This window comes from Streptomyces sp. CHD11, assembly GCF_018638295.1.
Taxonomy (GTDB): domain Bacteria; phylum Actinomycetota; class Actinomycetes; order Streptomycetales; family Streptomycetaceae; genus Streptomyces.
Genome location: NZ_JABTTS010000036.1, coordinates 1 through 15,957 on the forward strand (window position 1 = coordinate 1; position 15,957 = coordinate 15,957).

A 15,957-nucleotide genomic window follows, 5' to 3' on the forward strand; every position below is an offset into this window, starting at 1 on the left:
GCTGGGCTGGCGTTTGGGCTTGGGCACGAGCGCGGGCGCGGGCGATTGCGGTGGCCACGGCCGAGGCGGGGGCAGGGGCGGGGGCGAGGATCGGAACGGGGGCGGGAGCGGGAGCGGGAGCGGGGGCAGGAACGGGGGCAGGAGCGGGAGCGGGAGCAGGGGCGAGGATCGGAACGGGGGCAGGAGCGGGAGCGGGGGCAGGAGCGGGAGCGGGAGCGGGAGCAGGGGCGAGGATCGGAACGGGGGCGGGAGCGGGAGCGGGAGCGGGGGCAGGAGCGGGGGCGGGAGCGGGAGCGGGGGCAGGGGCGAGGATCGGAACGGGGGCGGAGGCCGGAACTGGGGCGAGGGCGAAGCCCGTTGCGGCTCGGGGGCCGGGCTGGGGAGCCGGTTCCAAGGCCGGGGCCGTGATGTCGATCAGGGCCGGGTCCGGTCTGTCACCCGCCGCATCCGAGTCCAGGTCCAGGGCCAAGTCCGGGCCCGGATCGTCACCCGCCGCTTCCGGGCCCGGATCCAGGTCATCCGCCGACCCCGGGTCCGGTTCATCCGCCGTATCCGGGTCCGGCGAGAAGGGGCCGGTGGGGGTACGGACCTGGCTGGAGCCGTCGGGGAAGACCTGGAGGACGAAATGGGTGGTGCCGGGGCCGTCGTTCACCGTGGCCTCGACCGGGGCGCCCCGCAGCTCCGCGTACTGCTGCAGTCTGTCCAGTACGGCCTCGTGCACGGACCGGCCCGGGACGCCGGCCAGGGGTTCCCCGTCGATGTCGGCGACTCCTTCGTCGGAGAGACGCACTTCGAAGCGGGCCGTGGTCACTGTCACTGTCTCTGTCCTCCTCATGCGGTCGGAGCGGTGGGGCCGGAACCGGTGGGCTCCGGGCTCGGCGGTGTCGTCGTGGGTGTCGGGGGCGGAACGCCGATGCCCTGGTACAGGGCGAACCGGGCGCGGATGCCCAGGACGTAACTGGTCGCCTCCTGGGTGGACGGCAGTCCTCTGGCCTCCCGGACGGCGTCCATCCCGACGTGGTAGGCGGCCAGGCTCAGGTCCAGGACCGTGCCCGTCGCCTCGCCCGCGTCGATCATCTTCTGGGCCTCTCCGGCCAGATCGCACATGTAGCGCCCCTGGGCCATGATCGAATCGGCCGCGTCCAGGGCGGAGACCTCGTCGTTGTCGTCGTCGTCCTCGCCGTAACGGTCGAAGACGTCGGGCGGCAACTGCGACAGACCCTTCTCGCCGTCCTCGCCGGCCTTGGAGGCGTCGAAGCCGGACTCCTGCTCGATCTGGGCGGCGATGACGACCGGGCCGATGGCGTCGCACAGTTCGCCGGCATCCTCGATGGGGTCCGCCAGCCCTTGCGGGACGGTGGAGGGGTCCAGTTCCCCCGCGCCGTCACCCCGGGCGATACCGATCACCCGTTCTCCCTCGGGTACGTAGCGGGATGTGTCGCCGCCCCCCTGAAACAGCATGATCAGGGCGATGAGTGGGGCGAGTAGCACGCCGAACCCACCGAAAATGATCAGAATCACCACGGTGCCGACGACGACCAGGGGCGACAGGAGACAGCCACAGCCGACACCCGCGATCGCCGTGTCCCTGACAGCGGTCGAGGCGCCGCCTTCCGTGCCCGCGCTCACGTGTACCCGCCTTCTCCCTCACTTTGAACCGAGCCGCCCGAACGGCCCGTTGTGCTGCCCGACGAGCACGTCAGAACGCAACGGGCCCGCACGCCAATGGGTTCAAACCGATGGAAAACAGATGATCCAGAGCAGCCGAAGTTCAAGCGGAGAAGGGGGCGGAGCACCCATGGGCACTCCTGCCGCGTCGTCGCCGAACCCGCAGGCATGGGTGCGAGGGCCGCAGCCCGTGCAGCCGCGACCGTCGGCCCCGCCTCGCAGCGATACTTCCGGTCCCGGCCCCGTCGCGGCCCCGGCGGCAGGCGGGCCGGAGACAGCCGCTTCGCCGGTGCGGGGTGCGACCGCGAGGCCTGCCCGGACGGCCGGAGCGACGACGCCACCCGACCGCGGACCCGCGCGACGGCGGAACCCGCCACCCGCCGACGGAGCACCGTGGGCGGACCCGAAGCGTCGTACCCCGTCACGGACTCGGTCGCGGAACGCGGTGGGGTGGGTGAAGGCACACGGGGGCGCCGGCGCGACCTCGCTGGCCGAGTCACTCGGCGGGGTGGACATAGGCGCCCGCTGGCCGGAGCCCTCGCGGGGGGAACCCCGCCGGGTCATGCTGGTGGGCCGGACCAGTGCCCACGGGCTGCGATCGGTGTCCCGTGCCCTGGGCGCCATGAACGACGGGAAGGCCCCTCAGGGGCTCGACCTGCTGGGCGTGGTCCTCGTCGCCGACGCTCCCGGCCGGCTGCCGCTCAGCCTGCTGCGCCGTATCCGGGTGATCCGCTCCGTCACCCGTGTGCACCGGGTTCCGTGGATCCCGGCGTGGCGGGTGGGCGGAGACCCGAAGTATCTGCCCCGGCAGCTCACCGCGCTCACCGAGATCGTCGGCAGCGGCGGCGGCGAGGGGAGGGATTCATGACGACGCGCCTCGCGGGCCTCGTACAGGCCGACGACGTGACGTTGCCCCCTTACACCCCGACCTCCGACGCCCCGTACATCCTCGACGTCCTCGCCTGGTGCGTCTCGGCGGCGGGAGTCGCCGGGCTGCTCATCGTGGGCATGCAGATGGCACTCCAGCTGCGCCGCGGCGAGATGGGTGAGGGTGCCACGTACTTCCGGGGTGCCTTCTTCGCCGTCCTCGGCTGTGTGCTCGCATCGAGCGCCGGTCCTCTCGTCTCGTACCTCGGCGACCTGTCGCTCCAGTGAACAAGCTCGGTCCCCGGGCGCTCGTGTCCCGGACGGCCCGCCCGGTCTCCAGTCCCCCATGCCGTTGGTGACCACCACTGATCACACGGCACCACCCTCCCTCGGAGTTGCTCATGTCCCTGCTCGAAGTACTCGACCATGCCACCGCTCTGCTCGCCGCCGACCCGGCCGCGCCCGGCGGCGAGGATGGTGGTGGCGATGGTGATAACACAGTGCCCAACCCGGATCGCAACGCTCCGGCGCAGTTGACCGCGAAAGTCAACACGGTTCTGGGCATAGCCGCCTGGGCCGGTACCGCCGCCGGAGTCGCCGGAGTGATCATCACCGGCACGATGATGGCCGTCTCCCTCAAGCGCGGCGAGAGTTCGGAGCACATGAGCCGCCTCGGCATGGTGCTGGGCGGCTGCGTCCTGGTGGCCACCGCCGGGCACGTCGTCCAGTTCGTCTTCGCGTGAGCCGGCGGCGATGGGAATGTTCTTCAGCCAAGCACGCGGAGAACGGCGCCCAGAAGCGCCGGGGCCCTACTGGCAGCAGCGCGGCTGGCAGATGTCGGCAGTGTTCCTCGGGGTGGTGGTGGTCCTGAGCGGCATCGTGGCGCTGACGTCGGACGGGGACGCCGCCGGCGGCCGAGGCGACCCGGGCGGCACGAGAACGGTCGCGGGTCCGTCGGAGAGCCCCCTGCCGGGGGCCGGCCGGCCGGAGGGGTGCCGTACGGACGACAGCGCCGGGGACACGCTGCCCAAGGCCGTGCCCGACGACGTCGAGTGGCGTGCGCTCAACGTCGTGCGGTTGCCCGTGTCGGCGTCTGCCGGGCCCACCCGGACGGACGGCCCGCTGTGGTGGTGCTTCGCGCACACGCCCGCAGGCGCGGCGCTGGCCGCCCACATCATTCCGGCGCAGATGACCGGGCCCGACTGGCGGACCGTCATCGAGCGGCAGCTCGTGGCCGGCCGCGGGCGCGACATGTTCAAGTTCCAGCGCTCCCTCATCGGGGACTCCGCCGCCGACGCGTACGAAAGCTCGGAGTACGGCTCGTACAGCGGGTTCTCCGTGCTGTCGTACTCGGAGGAGAAGGCGTCCGTCGAGCTGGTCATGAAGAACGGTCAGTCGTACGGGAGGTCCACCATCACCCTGCTCTGGCACGGCGGCGACTGGAAAATCGTGCCACGCGGCAACGGTTCTCTGTATACGCCGGTGGAACAGGTACAGAGCCTCGAGGGCCGACTTCTCTGGGGGAGGCCGGAATGACGTGCGACACCGGCAATCCCCTCGGCAACTTCTTCAAGGACTTCTTCGCGTTCCTGGGCAATCCCGTCGGGACGATCCTCGACATCATCGCGAGAACCATCCTGGCCGCCGCGATCGATGTGTTCGGCGGGCTGGCCACGTCCATCCCCACCCTGCCGGGCAATGCCCAGGCCTCCCACGAGGTGAACTCCCAGACACAGTGGCTCGTCGTCTATCTCGCGGTCGGCTCGATTCTCTTCGCCTCCGCCCGCATGGCTCTGGAGCGGCGCGGCGACGCCGGTCAGACCGCGCTGAAGGGAATCCTGCGGGTCGTTCTCGTCTCAACTGCGGCCACCAGCATCGTCACGGCGGCCGCGGCGGCGTCGGACCACTACGCCGACCACTTGTTCAACGCCGCCCTGATAAAGACCCTCGAGGGGACGGGCGTGTGCAGCCCGAACCGCCTCGAGGGCTTCCTGCTGCTGATTCTCGCCTTCCTGCTGCTGATCTCCGCGATCATCCACACGATCCTGCTCTATGTGCGTCTCGGGGTCATGATCCTGCTGCTCGGCACCCTGCCGCTGGCCGCGGCGGCCTCGATGACGGACTGGGGTTCCGGCTGGTGGCGCAAGCACATCGGCTGGATGATCGCCTGGCTGTTGTACAAACCCGCGGCCGGACTGGTGATGTACGCCGGCATGACCATGACGTCAGTGGGCTCCGACCCGGTCAACGCCTATGGCGACGGGGCCCTGACCGATCTGGACACCGCCACGCATACACGGATCGCCGGTATCGCCGTGATGCTGCTGTCCGCCGTCGCCCTGCCCGCGCTGCTGAAGCTCGTCGTGCCCGCCACCGCCGCCCTCGGCGGGGCCTCCGCCATGTCGGGTGCGATGTCCTCGGCCGGCGGCGCCATGGCATCCGGCGCACGTTCGCTCGGCTCCCGGGCCTCGGGAAGCGCGGGCGGCGGAAGCGGCGGCACCGCGGGCCAGAGTGGTCCGCGCGGGGCGTCGGGCGCGTTGGGCGGGGGCGGCTCCTCCGGCTCGTCCGGCTCCTCCGGCTCCTCCGGTTCGGGCGGAAGGGCCGGGCCGACCGGTGCGGGTGTCGCGAGCGGGCCCGGTGCCTCGGGAGCGGGCGCGGGCGGTGGCGGCGCGGCCGGCGGTGCGGCGAGTGGTGCCGGGCGGGCGGCAGCGACCGCGGGCGGACCGGCCGGTGCCGCCGTGGCGGCGGCCGTGACCGCGGCGCAGATCGCCGGCCGGACCGCGTCAGGCTCCCTGGACGGCGCCGACGGGGACCGGGGGCACAACCGGTGACCATCTGACGGCGGGCGCCGCCCGCGACAGCCCGCGGCCCGCAGCCACCCGCCGTCCCCGGACCCCCGACCGCGACCGCCGTACCGCGGCGCCCCGCCACCGGTCTCCGGTCCGGGCCCCGAACCGGCCGTCGGACTCCCCCCTCCCGTCGTCACCGGGAGTCCGGCGGCCCTGTCCCGTCCCCGCCGCTCGTCCTTCCCGCCCCTTGTCCCCGTCCACCCCGTCCGCCCCGTACCCCCACACACTCCACGAAGGGAAACCGGACCTCCATGTCCACGGAAGCCGTCACCCATCCGACCTACGGGAACTGGCGCCGCCCGAGACGGCCGGGGCTCGGTCCGCTCGGGCTCGTCGGCACCTTCGGTGTCTTCGGCGGCCTGGTCGTCACCCTGCTCGCGTCGCTCATCTCGCTGTACGCGGCGCTGGTCGTGCTCGTCCCGGTCGCCCTGTTCGTGGCGCCGCTCGCCGTCCGTACCCAGGACGGGCGCAACGTCTACCAGTTGCTCGCCCTGCGCATCGGCTGGCGGCGGCGCAAGGCCAAGGGCGCGCACATCTACGTCTCCGGCCCGCTGTCCGCACGGCCCGGTGGACGGTTCCGTCCCCCCGGCCTGCTCAACAAGGTCACCGCGTCGGAGGGCCGGGACGCCTACGACCGGCCCTTCGGAGTGCTGCACCACCCGGCCCGGAACCTGTACACGATCGTGCTCGGCTGCGATCCCGACGGCGGTTCCCTGGTCGACCCGGACCAGGTCGACGTCTGGGTGGCGCTGTGGGGGGAGTGGCTGGCCCGGCTGTCCCACGAACCGGGTCTGCGGGGTGTGTCCGTGATCGTGGAGACCGCGCCCGACCCGGGCACCCGGCTCGCCCACGAGGTACTGCCCCGCATCCACGAGGACGCGCCCGCCGCCGCTCGCGCCGTGATGGAGGAGGTCGTCGAGCGCTATCCGTCCGCCTCGTCGGAGATGCACACCTACGTCAGCCTCACCTACGGCGTCCCCGCCGGACAGAAGCGCAAGAAGGAGGACGTGATAGCCGACCTCTCCATGCGCGTCCCGGGACTGCTCAGCGGGCTCGTCTCGGCCGGGGGCGGAGCGGCGTACCCGCTGTCGGCCGAGCGGATCGCCGAGGTGGTGCGCGTCGCCTACGACCCCGCCGTCTCCGCCGACGTCCTCGACGCCCGTGCCCGGCACGGCGGTACGGGCCTGGAGTGGGACGACGCCGGACCGGCCGCCGCCGTCGAGACCGTGGGCAGTTACCAGCACGACTCGGGGGTGTCCCGGACCTGGCTGATGACGCTGGCGCCCCGCGGCACCGTACGGTCCTCGGTGCTGCGGGGGATGCTGGAGGCCGCGCCCGGTACCCGCCGCAAGCGTGTCGCGCTGGTGTACCGGCCCGTCGATCCGGCCACCTCGGCCCGGATCGTGGAGGCGGACCGGCGCGCGGCCCAGTTCATGGCCACCTCCGGCAAGGGCATGGTGCAGGCGCGCGCGGCGTCCGAGATGCGGGCGGCGGAGCAGACCGCGGCGGAGGAGGCGTCGGGCGCCGGCCTGGTGGAGTTCTCCCTGATGCTGACGGTCACCGTGGACACCATGGAGGAACTGGCCGACGCGAGTGTGACCGTACGCAATCTGACCGCCGCCTCACGGGTGCTGATGCGGCCCGCCGACCGGATGCAGGCCGCGGCGTTCAGCTGCTGCCTGCCGGCCGGGATCCTCCCCTGGGAGCAGACCCTGATCCCGCACGAACTGCAGGAGGCGCTGTGAGCCGGCGGAGTGAGGAGAAGAGGGCCGAACGCGCCGACCGGCTGGCCGAGCAGCAGGCGGCCGAGGCGCTTCGCACAGGGCACCCCGGAGGGGATCCGTCCTTGGCCGGGAAAGCGGGAAAGACCGGGAAAGCCGGGAAGACCGGCCGGAAGGGATCTCCGGACGGGAAGGCCGGGAAGGCCGGGAAGGCCGGGAAGGCCGGGAAGGCCGGGAAGCAGCGGCGGGGCGCGGAAGGCGGGCCGGGCGGGATGGCGGCGTCCGAAGCCCCGCACGGCGGCGACGGGAAGCCGTCCCGGCGCCGGCAGCTGTACGTCCCCGACCGTGGCTGGTACGGGCCCGGTGGCGGACGCGTCGGCTACATGGATCCGCCCACCATGTGGCGTGCCACCACGGTGCAGGCGTGCGGCATGTGGCCCTTCGCCGCCGGTTCGGGTTCGCCCATGACCGGTGTGCCGCTCGGCCAGCACCTCTTCACCGGCGCCACGGTCTGCGGCGACCCCCTGAACTGGTTCACCCGGGCCCGCTACATCTCCAACCCCTCGCTGTTCATGCTCGGCATGCCGGGGCTGGGCAAGTCCACCCTCATCAACCGGATGCTGATCGGCCTGGCCGCGACGGGTGTCGTGCCGCTGGTCCTCGGCGACCTCAAGCCCGACTACGCCGACACCGTCCGCGCGCTCGGCGGGCAGGTGATCTCCATCGGCCGCGGCCGGGGCGGTATCAACGTCCTGGATCCCGGTGCCATGGGTGAGGCGGCGGCCAGGATCGGCGGCGAGGCGGGCGAGGTGCTGAAGGCCGAGACGCACGGCCGTGTGCTGAACATGGTGGCCGCCCTGATCACCATCGTGCGCGGCCGTCCGATGGACGACCACGAGCAGTCCGTGCTCTCCGCCGTCCTGCACCACCTGCGCGAGCGCACCTCGCCCGGACGACCCGCGCTGCTGCCGGACGTGCTGCGGATCCTGACCGAGGGCCCCGCTCGGGTGCGTGCGGTCACCCTCGACCGCGGCGACGACGCCCGCTACAGGGACGCCGTCGACCCCCTGCACCGTTCCCTGCTCGGCATTCTCGACGGCCCGCTCGGTGACACCTTCGCCTCACCGACGTCCACCCGCATCGACCCCTCCGCGCCCGCCGTGTGCATCGACATCTCCGGTATCGGAGAGGCCGACACCCAGCTCACCGCCGCCGCGATGCTCGCCGCCTGGTCCGACGGGCTCGGCACGGTGGCAGCCTCGCACGCCCTCGCGGACGCCGGGCTGGAGCCCCGCCGCTGGTTCTTCACGGTGCTGGACGAGCTGTGGCGCCCGCTGCGCGCCGCCTCCGGCATCGTCGACCGCATCGACGCGCTGACCCGCCTCAACCGTTCCCTCGGCCTGGGCGACGCCAAGATCACCCACACCCTCAAGGACGCCGAGGCCCTCGGCACCGACTCCGACCGGGCCAAGGCACGCGGCTTCGTCGAACGGGCGGGCATGGTGGTCTGCGCCGGACTGCCGAAGGCCGAGATGGAGGATCTGGGCAAGGTGGTCGGACTGTCCCGGCGCGAGATCGAACTCGTGTCGTCCTGGTCCTCGCCCCCCGGCTGGGGGGTCACCGGGGAGAACGAGGAGCCCCCCGGCCGGGGCCGGTTCCTCATCAAGGTCGGCGGCCGGCCCGGCATCCCCATCAAGGTCGCCATCACCGACGCCGAGCGCCGTCTGCACAACACCAACACCCGCTGGACGCCGAACGAGGAGGCCGTCGAGCAGGCGGTGGCCGGCACCGTCGCACAGGTCCGGCGCGCCGCCCAGCAGGGTGGCTTCGCCGTCCCGGGCGCTCCGGGGGGACCGGGTGCGCCCGGCCTGCCCGGACGTGCCGGGGCCGGGGCGGCCGGGGGGTGGACCGTATGAGCGCCCCCCGCGCCACCGGGATGCACGAGCAGCTGCCCTGGGCCATCGTGGCCCTGGCCGGCGCCGGACTCACCCTGTTCAGCCTCGTCTGGTCCGGCGGCACCCTGGGGGCCGGGCTCAGCGGTCACGGCTGGCAGGCACCGCCCTTCGCCATGTCGACGATCGCCCGGATGGCCGACGTGGGACCCGCGTCGATGTGGCCCCAGGCTCCGCCCGCCGCCGTCTACGCGGGTATGACCGGTCTGCTGGCGGTCCTCGCGGTCCCGGTCGCCCTCGTCGTCGGACTCCTGCTGAACCGCGCCGCCCGCCCCAAGGGGCTGGCCGGGCGGCGGGAACTGGCCGCCCTGTGTCCCAAGGGCATCGAGGCAAGGGCCCGCGAACTGCGGCCGTCACTCGAGGGCCGTGACCGGCTGCACCCCGACGAGACCGGCAACCTCCTCGGAAATCTGTCGCCCAAGGGGCCGGAGCTGCGCAGCAGTTACGAGGACGTGGAGCTCGATCTCATGGCTCCCCGGGCCGGCAAGTCCACCGGTATCGCCGTCCCGCGGGTCCTGCGCGCCCAGGGGGCCGTACTGTTCACCTCCAACAAGTCCGACGTGTACGCCGTCACCCGCGCGGAGCGCGAGAAGGCGGGCACGGTCTGGACGTTCGACCCGCAGGGCATCGCCCACGCCCCGCGCGCCATGTGGTGGAACATGCTCGGCGAGTGCCACACCACCGAGGGCGCCCGCCGTCTGGCCGGGCATTTCGTCGCGTCGGTCAACGACGACACCGCCAAGAAGGACTTCTGGATCTCGGCCGCTCAGAACACCCTCACCGCCCTGTTCCTGGCCGCGGCCCGCAACCGCGCCCCGGTGCAGGAACTGCTGGCCTGGCTCGCCGACCCCGCCGACCGCACGCCGGTCGACCTGCTCCGCGACGCCGGTCTGATCGCGATGGCCGAGCAGTTGCAGGGCACGGTGCGCGGCGCGGTGGAAACCCGGGACGGCATCTACGAGACGGCCCGGCAGACGGTCGCATGCCTGCTCGACCCCGAGATCCTCGCCTGGGTCACACCCGATCCCGAACTGCCCGAGTTCCGTCCCGGCCAGCATGTCCTCGGCCGGGACACCCTGTTCCTCCTCTCCAAGGACGGCGGTGGTTCCGCGGCCGGCGTCATCGCGGGCCTCGCGGACGCGACCCTGCGGGCGGGGGTGGTCGCGGCGGAGTACATGGGCGGCCGTCTCGACCCGCCTCTGACGGCGGTGCTCGACGAGGCGGCCAACGTCTGCCGGATCGCCGATCTGCCCGACCTCTACTCGCACTTCGGCTCGCGCGGCATCAGTGTCGTGACCCTGCTGCAGAGCTACCGGCAGGGGGCCCGGGTGTGGGGCGAGGTGGGCATGGACGCGCTGTGGAGCGCGGCGACCATCAAGCTCCTGGGCGCGGGACTGGACGACGCCGACTTCGTCCAGAAGGTGTCCACGCTGGTGGGCCAGCACGATGTGCGCACTCCCACGATCTCCCGCGCCAAGGACGGTACCTCGCGGTCCTACTCCTACCGCCTGGATCCGATCCTGCCCCCGGACCGCATCCGCGCTCTGCCCAAGGGCACGGCTCTGCTGCTGGCCACCGGCGTCAAACCGGCGCTGATCCAGTTGCGTCCCTGGTACAGGGAACCGGGTGCCGACGTCATCTCCGCGGCGGCGAAGGCGGAGACGGCGGCCATCACCGAACGGGCCGCACGCCGTCTGCTGCCGGGCGTGCACCTGTCGAAGCCGGGCTCCGACGACCGCTGGAACCGCGCCCCGAGGTGACCCCGCGCAGCAGCAGTTCGGCCGGACCGTACCGGGTCCGTGCCATGAGCCGTGAGCCCGCGCCGAGCTGGACGGCGTACAGCACCACGCAGCCCGCCACGACGGTGACGGTGCCGGCCCGGTCGTACAGCCCCAGGCCGTAGCCGGTGAACACGAGGGAGAGCACCAGTGACTGGGTGAGGTAGTGGCTGAGGGCCATGCGTCCGGCGGCGGCCAGCACTTTGGCCACTACCGGGCGGCAGGCGTCGGCCAGCAGGAGCACCCCGCAGGCGTAGACGACGGTGAGCGCGGGCGCGGTCAGTACCGTCACCGCCTGCCCGACGTAGAACCAGCGGCTGTCCAGCGGTCCGTTCGCACAGCAGGCGGCGACCACACCGCCCGCGAGTCCGGCCGGCAGCCAGCGCAGGGCCACGGCACGCAGCCAGGCCCGGTCCCGCCCCCGCCGCTCCGCCACGCCCGACCTCGCCGCCGCGAGCCCCGCCAGCATGGCGGCCAGATGGACGGGCGCGTACAGCACGTCCCTGCCGAGCGCCCCGCGCAGGTCACGCAGGTGGACCGCCACCACCGACGGCGCGTCACCGCGATGGGCGGCGATCCGTTCGGTGACCGCGGGCGGGTACGGGCCGGTGAGGGTGAACGGTTCGGTGAGCGCGACGGTCAGCAGCCCGTATCCGAGGAGGAGTACCGAGGGGACGGCCAGCAACACGGCCGCAAGGCGCAGCGCGGCCCGGGGGGTGAGCGTGCGCAGCCCGTACAGCACGAGCGCCAGCGCCCCGTACGTCATCAGGATGTCGCCGGTGTACAGCAGTACGGCATGGACGGCACCGATCGCCAGCAGGGCGGTGGCGCGCCGCAGATGCCGGGGCGCGAAGGAGGCACCGGCCCATTCGGCGGACCGCTTCTGGAGCACGAAGCTGTAGCCGAAGAGGAACGCGAACAGCACGTGGAACTTGCCGGTGACCAGCACGTTCACCACCCAGGCCGCCACCTGGCCGGACCGCGGGGCCCCCGGGCCGCCGCCGAACAGGGTGTACGGACCGGCCATCATCAGCGCGTTGACCAGCAGGATGCCGAACAGGGCGAAGCCGCGCAGCACATCGAGTCCGGGAACGCGCCGGGGGTCTTCGGGCGGGGCGGTACCGCCGCTCATCCCGAGACCCTGATCCCGGCGCCGAACACCAGGACCGAGCACACGAACCACCCGAAGGACGGTGCCAGCAGATGTCTGCGCGTCCACAGCCGGGCCTGGGCGGGGCGTCGGCGCGCGTAGACGACGGGGATGTGGCCCCCGACCGGCGGCACACCGTAGAACGGGCCCAGTCTGCCCAGTTCGAGGAGGTACTCCAGGCCGTGGTGATCGAAGAACATCACGTACCCCTGACGTCGTCCGCCGCCGGAGGCTCGGGCGGTCACCCTCCCCATCACACGCTCCCCCCGCGCCCAGAGACCCGCGGCCGTCACCACCGCCCGTACGCCGAGGCACAGAAAGCCAAGGCCGGCCCCCGTGCACAGCGCGAGCAGCACCACCTCTGTGTCCATCACTCCCCGCTCCTTGGCGTCCCGGCCTTCCGGTCTCACCGGCAGGCACCTCGGTGGACACAACGGGCCACGTCGCCGGGCTGGTTCACCCGCCCTTGAACCTCCGGGCCGCACCGCCGCGTTGTGTGGACATCCACCGCCGGACACGCAGGAAGGGAGCTTCGGCACCGATGAAACGGACCCCGCGCGCACGCGGCCTCCGCATGGCCACGACCGCCGCCCTGGTCTGCGCCCTGACGGCTTCGCTCCAGCAGCCCGCCGTGGCCGAGCCCGCGACGCTCCCCGCGGTACGCGCACAGCTCGAGGAGCTCTACCACGACGCGGAGGTCGCCACCGAGAAGTACAACGCCGCCGGGGAGAAGGTGACCCGGCAGGCGGAGCGGGTCCGCCTGCTGCAGACCCGGGTCGGCGTGACGAAGCGGAAGCTGGCCCGCCTGGCCTCACAGGCGGGGGCGGCGGCCCGCAGCCAGTACCGCGGTGGCGGACTGCCCGCTGAGGTGCAGTTCGTCCTGACCCACGACCCCGAACACGCCCTGGACAACGCGTCCCTGACCGCCCGGGTCCACTCGGGCACGCGCCGCTTGATGACCACCCTGGCAGACGCCCACGACGAGCTGCGCGGCCTCAGCGACGACGCTTCCGACGAGCTGGAGCGCCTGCGCGGGAACCGCCGCGCGATGGCATCCCACCGCAAGACGGTCCAACGCCGCATCGACACCGCCAGGTCGCTGGAGTCCCGGCTGGCGGTGGAGCAGCGCAGGCAGCTCGACGAACTGGAGCAGCAGGACGCCGCCGACGCCCAGGCCCAGTGGGTGAGCACCGGCATCCTCGACCACCTCGGCACCGAGACGGGCGCGGCCGGCCGCAAGGCCCTCGACTACGCGACCCGCCAGCTGGGCGAACCGTACGTCTGGGGCGCCGAGGGCCCTGACTCCTTCGACTGCTCCGGCCTCACCTCCCAAGCCTGGCTGGCCGCGGGCGTGACGATCCCGCGCACCTCGCAGGAACAGTGGCGGCTGCTCCAGCGCGTCCCGCTCGAGTCGATGCGCCCCGGCGACCTGATCATCTACCACGCCGACGCCAGCCACGTCGCCCTGTACATCGGCGCCGGCGACATGATCCACGCCCCACGTCCGGGCCGCACGGTGACGGTCGCTCCGGCGGGGTCCATGGAGATCCTCGGAGTGGTACGACCGGACGCCTGAACCGCCGCCACCGGCCCGCGGTACCGGGCAGCACGGCCGGTGCGACCCGTGAAACGACCAGCCGGACGCCCGACGGCAGCAGCAGGGAGAACCATGACCACCGTGCCAGCGGAGAAGAGCGGGGCCTCCGAAGCCCATAGTGACGCCACTTCCTCGCCCGAGGACACCGGCGCCGGGTCGGCCGACACGGCCGCCGGGGAGCAGCCCTCGCCCCCGGCGTTCATCCTCTACATGCAGGGGCCCGCCTACGCGAAGGAGCTGCGTCAGCTGACGCTGTGGACCCATCATGTGCTGCTGCCGGTGTACGGCAGGGAAGCCTCGTCCGGACTGCCCTGGTGCCCCGTCTGGTGGAACCACGCCGAAGCGGTCGCTCACCTCCACGGCCTCTGGCTGGCCTGGGGGGACCTGACCGGTCCCGGCTCCCCGCCGTCCGGACCCGCCCAGTGGCACCGCGACTACCTGCTGCCGGCGATGAGCGCCCTGAGGGACGCGGCGGGTCCCTTCGCCGGCTGCAAGCCCGGCATGCACCGCCCGAAGGAAGCTCCCCAAGTCGACGCCGTGGACCCGTTCGGTCCGCCGTCGGCGCCGTCATGACGGGGAGGCCGGGCCGGTCGTAGACGCGGCACGCAGCGGCGGCCTCGTCGGGAACCGCCGTCCCGGGCGGTCCGGGACGGGAGTCCATGCGCTCGGCGGCGGCCGCGGGCAGAACCGCACCGCTGATCCGCAACGCGGCGCTGCGCCGGCCGGCGTCTGAACCACATGAGGCGGCCCCGACGTTGCTCCTGTGCCATCACCCGCACCCTGAGAGGACAGCCTGTGTCGGACAACGACCGCTACCGGCGCCCAGCGAGCTCATCGACTCCGGACTTCAACGAGATCCAGAACGCCTCCATGGCGCTCGCCTTCCAGGCGGTCCAGGGCCAAGAGGACGACGCCGACAGAACCCCCACCCAGCCCTACTACACGAGCACCACCACACACAGCCCGATTCCCTACAGCGACCTCAACACCGCCGCACTGGCCAACCTTCGCCTGGACGACACCCCCACACAGCGCCCGAACTCCACCTACAGCTACCTCAACGACCCCAACACCGCACAGGCCTACCTCGACCAGCGCCCGAACTCCACCTACAGCCACCTCAACGACCCCAACACCGCACAGGCCTACCTCGACACGAGCAGAACCCCCACCCCGACCACCACGCAAAGCCCAGCGCAATACGAGGTACCGACGGGGGTCGGGTTGGGTATTTACGTGGCCCAAGAGTCAACCGGGTCCGCACAGGATGTGCCGACTCATGCCGGTGAAACCCCGCTCGGCCCCGAGGCACATGAACTCCTGCGGCGGGGAAGGACCGCGCAGAATGCCCGAAGCAGGCGCCCCGGTGCCTCCGGTGCTTCCTCCGATGCCCCGCACCAGTCTGCGGAGTTGCGCCGCCACGGTGTTATTCGGCGCGGCCGTGGGGGCGGCGGCAAGTGAACCGGCTGCTCGGGATCCGTCGTGAGGGTGCCGGCAGCGGGCCCGTCTGCCGACGCCATCACCACACTCATATCACCGGTCGAACCCACCCGCCCGAACTCGCTCGTCCTCACCGGAAGACGGCGGGGGGCATTCCTTCACTGATCACCAGAGACCCTTTGTCGGCCACGCCCTCATGCTCATGGAAGGACCCTCCGCGTGCCGTACTCGGAATCACGCCCATATTCATCCGCACCTGACCTGAGCAGCGCCGAACAAGGAATCACCTTCCGCACCGGGACGGAACTCCCCCGGGCTCCACTGAACAGAAACGAAACGGGTCAGACCTTTCCGTCCATTGTCCTCACCACTCCGGAGGGTTCCACTGTCGCGGTCACATCTGACGCCGACGGGAACTTGGCCGTGTGGACAGGACAGAAGGTGGGTGCGGCATGGCACTGGGTACGGGAACACCGACCGCAGGTCACGACCGGGATCAAGACGTTCGCCAGCGGCGTCATCGCTATAAGCCTGGCACTCAAAGCAGCCTCAAAGGGTGAGGAAAGTACGTCGACCCAGTGGGCAAAAGCCGCTGGCGAAATTCTGATGTCGGCGACACAGTTCTCCGACGTCGCACATTACACCCATTCTGCCTTCACGAACTGGAGGGCGGATCCGAGAGACTCGGCATACGACCTTTCCAAAGCCGTCGTGCAAGGCATCGCCGCAGCCGTGGGAATCTCGAACACGCTGGTCCCGATCTTCAAAGCAAGTGCGGAATCAGTCTGGGGCACGGCCAACGCGATCGCGGCCACCGCGGCTCTGTACGCGACCGGCCCAGCGGCCACGGAGAAGATAGCGGCCAGGAGGGTGGAGGATTTGGGGCGATCACACCATGGCGACCTCGAGCTTCGTCCGTTGTCACCCATACAGCC

Annotated in this window: 14 protein-coding genes and 1 pseudogene; 11 read left to right on the plus strand and 4 right to left on the minus strand. The window is 71.9% G+C overall.

Annotation, left to right across the window (positions count from 1 at the left end; genetic code table 11):
* Together HTV45_RS34925 and HTV45_RS29290 are read right to left on the minus strand one after the other, a co-directional pair.
* A pseudogene (locus HTV45_RS34925) lies at positions 1–817 on the minus strand (hypothetical protein); the annotation flags it as partial.
* 14 nt (positions 818–831) lie between these two features.
* Positions 832–1,629 carry a transglycosylase SLT domain-containing protein gene (locus HTV45_RS29290; RefSeq protein WP_215208917.1) on the minus strand — a complete coding sequence of 266 codons (798 nt, stop codon included), beginning with the start codon at positions 1,627–1,629 and terminating at the stop codon, positions 832–834.
* A gap of 493 nt (positions 1,630–2,122) precedes the next feature.
* Between HTV45_RS29290 and HTV45_RS34560 the strand changes: the two genes are divergently transcribed.
* The 8 genes from HTV45_RS34560 (at position 2,123) to HTV45_RS29330 (ending at position 10,817) form a co-directional block, all read left to right on the plus strand.
* Positions 2,123–2,536, plus strand: a complete 414-nt coding sequence (locus tag HTV45_RS34560; RefSeq protein ID WP_251693009.1) for a hypothetical protein — start codon at positions 2,123–2,125, stop codon at positions 2,534–2,536.
* Positions 2,533–2,823 carry a hypothetical protein gene (locus HTV45_RS29300; RefSeq protein ID WP_251693011.1) on the plus strand — a complete coding sequence of 97 codons (291 nt, stop codon included), beginning with the start codon at positions 2,533–2,535 and terminating at the stop codon, positions 2,821–2,823. Before HTV45_RS34560 ends, HTV45_RS29300 begins: the two co-directional genes overlap by 4 nt.
* Positions 2,824–2,936: 113 nt before the next feature.
* Positions 2,937–3,278: a hypothetical protein gene (locus HTV45_RS35095; protein WP_308309780.1), complete on the plus strand. Its 342-nt coding sequence runs from the start codon at positions 2,937–2,939 to the stop codon at positions 3,276–3,278.
* Positions 3,279–3,288: 10 nt separating this feature from the next.
* Positions 3,289–4,071 carry a hypothetical protein gene (locus tag HTV45_RS29310; RefSeq protein WP_251693013.1) on the plus strand — a complete coding sequence of 261 codons (783 nt, stop codon included), beginning with the start codon at positions 3,289–3,291 and terminating at the stop codon, positions 4,069–4,071.
* On the plus strand, positions 4,068–5,366 hold the full coding sequence (locus tag HTV45_RS29315; protein ID WP_215208919.1) for a hypothetical protein: 1,299 nt from the start codon (positions 4,068–4,070) through the stop codon (positions 5,364–5,366). The genes HTV45_RS29310 and HTV45_RS29315 overlap by 4 nt, the downstream gene beginning before the upstream one ends.
* Positions 5,367–5,635: 269 nt before the next feature.
* Entirely contained in the window at positions 5,636–7,129 is a 1,494-nt protein-coding gene (locus HTV45_RS29320; RefSeq protein WP_215208920.1) for an SCO6880 family protein, read from the plus strand.
* Positions 7,126–9,021, plus strand: a complete 1,896-nt coding sequence (locus tag HTV45_RS29325; RefSeq protein ID WP_308309781.1) for an ATP/GTP-binding protein — start codon at positions 7,126–7,128, stop codon at positions 9,019–9,021. Before HTV45_RS29320 ends, HTV45_RS29325 begins: the two co-directional genes overlap by 4 nt.
* Entirely contained in the window at positions 9,018–10,817 is a 1,800-nt protein-coding gene (locus HTV45_RS29330) for a type IV secretory system conjugative DNA transfer family protein (RefSeq protein ID WP_215208921.1), read from the plus strand. The genes HTV45_RS29325 and HTV45_RS29330 overlap by 4 nt, the downstream gene beginning before the upstream one ends.
* Here the strand turns inward: HTV45_RS29330 and HTV45_RS29335 are convergent.
* Together HTV45_RS29335 and HTV45_RS29340 are read right to left on the minus strand one after the other, a co-directional pair.
* A complete protein-coding gene (locus HTV45_RS29335; protein ID WP_215208922.1) occupies positions 10,729–11,967 on the minus strand; it encodes a DUF418 domain-containing protein in 1,239 nt (412 codons plus the stop codon). The genes HTV45_RS29330 and HTV45_RS29335 overlap by 89 nt on opposite strands.
* The gene (locus tag HTV45_RS29340) at positions 11,964–12,356 is read right to left on the minus strand and encodes a DUF3592 domain-containing protein (protein ID WP_215208923.1); all 393 of its coding nucleotides are present in this window, start codon (positions 12,354–12,356) and stop codon (positions 11,964–11,966) included. Before HTV45_RS29340 ends, HTV45_RS29335 begins: the two co-directional genes overlap by 4 nt.
* A 170-nt stretch (positions 12,357–12,526) precedes the next feature.
* On the opposite strand from HTV45_RS29340, the gene HTV45_RS29345 reads away from it, so the two are divergent.
* From HTV45_RS29345 to HTV45_RS29355, 3 genes are all read left to right on the plus strand, one after another.
* A complete protein-coding gene (locus tag HTV45_RS29345) occupies positions 12,527–13,561 on the plus strand; it encodes an NlpC/P60 family protein (RefSeq protein ID WP_215208924.1) in 1,035 nt (344 codons plus the stop codon).
* A gap of 231 nt (positions 13,562–13,792) precedes the next feature.
* The gene (locus HTV45_RS29350) at positions 13,793–14,155 is read left to right on the plus strand and encodes a DUF4913 domain-containing protein (RefSeq protein WP_251693023.1); all 363 of its coding nucleotides are present in this window, start codon (positions 13,793–13,795) and stop codon (positions 14,153–14,155) included.
* A gap of 222 nt (positions 14,156–14,377) precedes the next feature.
* Positions 14,378–15,043, plus strand: a complete 666-nt coding sequence (locus HTV45_RS29355; RefSeq protein ID WP_215208926.1) for a hypothetical protein — start codon at positions 14,378–14,380, stop codon at positions 15,041–15,043.
* The last annotated feature ends 914 nt before the right edge of the window (positions 15,044–15,957 follow it).

Bases quoted from the DNA above. Each gene is read 5' to 3' on its own strand.
- HTV45_RS29300 (WP_251693011.1), top strand. From the start codon at position 2,533: ATGACGACGCGCCTCGCGGGCCTCGTACAGGCCGACGACGTGACGTTG.
- HTV45_RS35095 (WP_308309780.1), top strand. From the start codon at position 2,937: ATGTCCCTGCTCGAAGTACTCGACCATGCCACCGCTCTGCTCGCCGCC.
- HTV45_RS29310 (WP_251693013.1), top strand. From the start codon at position 3,289: ATGGGAATGTTCTTCAGCCAAGCACGCGGAGAACGGCGCCCAGAAGCG.
- HTV45_RS29315 (WP_215208919.1), top strand. From the start codon at position 4,068: ATGACGTGCGACACCGGCAATCCCCTCGGCAACTTCTTCAAGGACTTC.
- HTV45_RS29320 (WP_215208920.1), top strand. From the start codon at position 5,636: ATGTCCACGGAAGCCGTCACCCATCCGACCTACGGGAACTGGCGCCGC.
- HTV45_RS29330 (WP_215208921.1), top strand. From the start codon at position 9,018: ATGAGCGCCCCCCGCGCCACCGGGATGCACGAGCAGCTGCCCTGGGCC.
- HTV45_RS29335 (WP_215208922.1), bottom strand. From the start codon at position 11,967: ATGAGCGGCGGTACCGCCCCGCCCGAAGACCCCCGGCGCGTTCCCGGA.
- HTV45_RS29340 (WP_215208923.1), bottom strand. From the start codon at position 12,356: ATGGACACAGAGGTGGTGCTGCTCGCGCTGTGCACGGGGGCCGGCCTT.
- HTV45_RS29345 (WP_215208924.1), top strand. From the start codon at position 12,527: ATGAAACGGACCCCGCGCGCACGCGGCCTCCGCATGGCCACGACCGCC.
- HTV45_RS29350 (WP_251693023.1), top strand. From the start codon at position 13,793: ATGCAGGGGCCCGCCTACGCGAAGGAGCTGCGTCAGCTGACGCTGTGG.